Genomic DNA, 4,316 nt, shown 5'->3' on the forward strand with positions numbered 1-4,316 from the left:
ATATATTGGGTTTGTCAACGCCAAAGCTGTCGAATTTTTGCCAGCATCGATCCACACTCTCCTTGAATTGTAACTGAGCTTTCTCCAAATACCATTTTTTCAACAGCTTCTTTGCTACTTCTGGAGTTATCATAAAAGGGGACAGCGCCCTTTTAAGTTGCTTTACTCGAACTGAGCGGTGACAGTACCTGTCTCGTCGTATTCGGCGATCACCTGATCCCCGTCGTACAGCCTGCCTGTCAAAGATCAAAATAACTTAAAAAAGGGCGCTGTCCCCTTTTTTACCTTTTCTCTTTTTTTCAAGAACTTTGACCTATTTCTTATTTCTTTCTTTGAAAAAAGTCTGATAACCATACATACAAAACAAATAACCACAAATTATAGCAATAATTAGATTATAGTTGATTAAAAATATGCTTCCCAAGAATCCTATTAATACCAATAACACGTCAAAAAGCCAGTAGATTTTAAAGAATAAATATTTTTCATATAGCTAAGTATCATGACAGATAACCCTATAGAGCCAGTGAAATAGAAAAGGGCCTGCGAAAAATTCTTTTTTTCAAAGATATAGTGGAGAGATAAAAAAAGAGCGCTCAGAATCCAAAAAATAAATATTAAAACCATAAAATAATGATCTGTTTTCTTTTTACCTCCGATTAATTGTTTATTTTGAATCCTAAAAAAAGCATCAACGCAGATCATTGCCCCCCAAAGAGATAGAAATAAAGAAAAACACGACAGTAATAAATAATTTGTTGTAACTAAATAATGCACTGCAACAAATATGCTTACAACAAATAAAAAAAGTCCTGCAAATAGTTCAATAATTGAAAAAGCAATTCTATTTTTTAATAAGTCACTCATTTAATATATCAAACTCCTCGTTATAATTATTAAGGTTGCCATTTTGTCCACCTTTTAAATTGTCAACTAATGAACCCATTTTACCTCCCAATCCTGATCCTAAAAGAGTTCCCACAACTCTTGCTCCTGGAATCGGCACCCAGCTAGAAACACCTAAACCAATTCCTCCACCAACAATACTTCCGATTGTTTCGAACGTTCCTCCTGCACCGATGACGCTAGATGCGACAGGAACAGCAGCACTCTGTATGGCATTCACTGGAGTGTTGCCATTAAATGTGGAGTGACTAAGCACAGTATCAAGAGTAGATGCTGTGTATGTTGCGATTTCAATAGCATTTTTGTGTACAGTTTGGGCTATCGGCTTTGCTACTTTAACTGTGGCTTGCGCTACTGCCTTGTCATTATTGACTTTGGTATTAATATACACATCAAGACTATCTTGTACATTATTTACGCCCGCAACAGTAACGTCTTTCACAGTCGTTGCTGCATTGCTGAATATAGGATGCATTTCCGCTGGCGGTTTACTAAAGTCTGCATCGATTAATACTCCCCATGAACCAATAGTTTGAGTAACGATCCGTGAACTCAATATTTGATTCTTGCCTCTGCATAAGCCAAAGGGATCGAGCCATAAAACCGGATTATTAGCGCAGTAGATGTACTCGTTGGGGCCGTCGACGAAACCGAGCGTAAAAAAATAGGGACAGACACCATTATTTCTTCCTTGATCCGTTCGCTTTCCCATAATTAAGTGATATGTCCCTTTAATTCTATAGATTTCTGACATTAAGTTTTGGAGTTGTAGGGAACAGGCATGCCTGTTCCTTGCAATGACCACCGAGCGTTCCACCCCCGAATCCGGTCATTGCGAAGCCTCGCAGAGGCTATGTCAATCTCCTCCGCCGGATAATGTTACACGCATGAGATTACCACGTCACTTCGTTCCTCGTAATGACATAAAAGAGGGAATCAGTGGTTTATCATCAAGTGCTCAAGCGACAAGAGCAATCAGGCATTTCGCCTGCCGCCGTCGTACAGCCTGCCTGTCAAAGATCCGTCAACGATGGTATAGATTCGTTTGCCGTCACCATTATACACGTATTTTTCATGATGAATGGTGTTCTGAGAATCAGTATAGTGGCGGTCAAGAGTATCCCAGAGGTAATAAGTCTGAACACCATTTTCAGATTTCAGATTCAGATTACCGTTATCATCATAATTAAAACATACATCATTACTTGAATCGCAGAATAAGGTGATATTTGGCTCACCTGTAGCATATATTACTATAGTGCTTCCATTAGTGATTACCGCAGGACGATAAAACGATTTTTCAGCGTCATCATATCTATGGAGTAGATGATGTTATGAAAGAATGGGAGTGTTGAGCGGTTTGATCGAAAATTATGGTGGTGTGAGTGTGGCTCACGTCAGAACTTTGCTCTGTGTCCGATGCTTTACTCATTGATTTTCGGCTATAACTGATTTACTAATAATCTGAATTTTATCTCCACTATTACTTTTAGTGAAAATAAGACGGGATTATAGGAGAAGGGAGTGATGTTGAATTTGAGATATCAAGGGTGAGTCAGATGTGTTTTTGAGTGAATAGCAAGTTGGCGTGAACAAAAGATGCTGATTGCTGAAGAACACCTTGGTCACGGATATAATTACTAAGCTCAGTGACATGAGCTATCCATGGTTACCAGAAAAAGCTTGATTCGTTAATGCCATGAATGTAATAATTTTTCAATAAATAGATAAAATATTTAACCGTTGTTTTATTAAATGAAATGGAAAACAAAGTAGACCGGCACAGCAGGCAAAATTATAAAGGGAGTTGGAGATGAATCTTAATGATTTTAAAGCCGGGACATACATACAGCAGTACAAATATAAAAGTTTTTCTCCAGAAAAAATTAATCATACATGGGTATGGACTGAACCAGAAATAAATACCTTGCTGGAAGAAGCTACCCGCGCTTTGGGCGAGCTCAACGGACTAGCATCAATAGTTCCTGACATCGATCTGTTTATTCAGATGCACATCATAAAAGAAGCAAACACATCCAGTCGTATTGAAGGTACAAAAACCGGTATTGATGAAGATTTGATGCGCAAAGAAGAAATTGCACCTGAAAAAAGAGATGACTGGCAGGAAGTACAAAACTATGTTCATGCAATGAATTATGCTATTGATAAACTAAAAGATTTGCCTATATCATCTCGTTTGCTCCAGCATTTGCATCTCATCTTGCTTGAAGGGGTTAGAGGAGAACATAAATCACGCGGCGAGTTTTGTCGAAGCCAGAACTGGATCGGAGGATCAAGTTTATCAGATGCGGTGTTTATTCCTCCGCATCATGAGGATGTACCGGGACTGATGTCTGACTTTGAGCATTTTCTCCACAATGAAGAAATTCATGTGCCACACCTTATAAAAATAGCTCTTGCACACTATCAGTTTGAGACCATCCATCCTTTTTGTGACGGAAACGGAAGAATCGGCAGGTTGTTAATAACGTTGTATCTGGTTAGTAATGGACTGCTGAGTAAACCGTCATTATATTTATCGGCTTTTTTTGAGAAGAATCGGGCATCCTATTATGACGCTCTGTCTCGAGTGCGAGCTTCAAATGACCTCATTCACTGGGTTAAATTTTTTCTAAATGCGGTGATAGTTACGGCGAAAAAAGGGAAAGTTACGTTCAGCAGCATCTTTGCGTTAAAAAATGAGATCGACGGCAGAATAATTAACCTGAACAGGAAAGCTCCAAAATCAAGAAGATTGATGAATCTGCTGTATAGTAAACCGGTCATAACAGTTTCTGATGTTGAACAATATTTGGCTATTTCTACGCCAACAGCTAATGAGTATATTAAGACGTTTACAAAGTTGAATATCTTAGTAGAAATGACCGGAAAAAGCAGGTACAGGCATTTTATGTTTCAGGAATATTTGAATTTATTTATGGATTAATATTTAACTTAAAATAATCTAAGTTAAGTTTTAAGACCTAAACTTAACTTAAAATAATCTAAATTAAGTTTCGAGATTTAAATTTAACTTAGAAATATTTAAATTAGCTCTCATGAGGAAAACTTAACCACTCAAACTTCAAGCGACATATAAGGGCATAATTTTCGTTGTTCTGTTAAATAATAAAAAAGCGAGAGAGTATGCTTTATAACGGAACAGTTTTTTTATATGAATCTTATTTTAGATAGTGTCGTCACGATATTTGCAACCATCGCATTACGCAACTGATTTGCACTGCCGCAAGGTAAGATGCGGCATTTTTTGCGTATCTCGTATCAATACCCCTCCATCGTTTTAGGTGTAGAAATGCATTTTCGACAAGATGCCTTATTTTATAAAGGTCTTTGTCGTATTCTCTTTTGATCTTTCTATTCTTTTTGGGAGGAATGACAGCCCGCATTCC

4 protein-coding genes are annotated in these 4,316 nt (G+C 37.7%); 1 reads left to right on the forward strand and 3 read right to left on the reverse strand.

Annotated elements, in window-relative coordinates; genetic code table 11:
- Positions 1–432 precede the first annotated feature (432 nt).
- Together AB1349_13100 and AB1349_13105 are read right to left on the reverse strand one after the other, a co-directional pair.
- The gene (locus AB1349_13100) at positions 433–867 is read right to left on the reverse strand and encodes a hypothetical protein (protein ID MEW6558260.1); all 435 of its coding nucleotides are present in this window, start codon (positions 865–867) and stop codon (positions 433–435) included.
- Positions 860–1,618, reverse strand: a complete 759-nt coding sequence (locus tag AB1349_13105) for a hypothetical protein (protein ID MEW6558261.1) — start codon at positions 1,616–1,618, stop codon at positions 860–862. The genes AB1349_13100 and AB1349_13105 overlap by 8 nt, the downstream gene beginning before the upstream one ends.
- A gap of 1,101 nt (positions 1,619–2,719) precedes the next feature.
- Here AB1349_13105 and AB1349_13110 point away from each other — a divergent pair.
- Positions 2,720–3,853: a Fic family protein gene (locus AB1349_13110; protein MEW6558262.1), complete on the forward strand. Its 1,134-nt coding sequence runs from the start codon at positions 2,720–2,722 to the stop codon at positions 3,851–3,853.
- A 253-nt stretch (positions 3,854–4,106) separates the two neighbouring features.
- Here the strand turns inward: AB1349_13110 and AB1349_13115 are convergent.
- Positions 4,107–4,316, reverse strand: a 210-nt coding sequence (locus tag AB1349_13115; protein MEW6558263.1) for a transposase, incomplete at its 5' end; no start/stop codon positions are given.

The organism is Elusimicrobiota bacterium, from assembly GCA_040757695.1.
In the GTDB taxonomy this organism is placed as follows: domain Bacteria; phylum Elusimicrobiota; class UBA8919; order UBA8919; family UBA8919; genus JBFLWK01.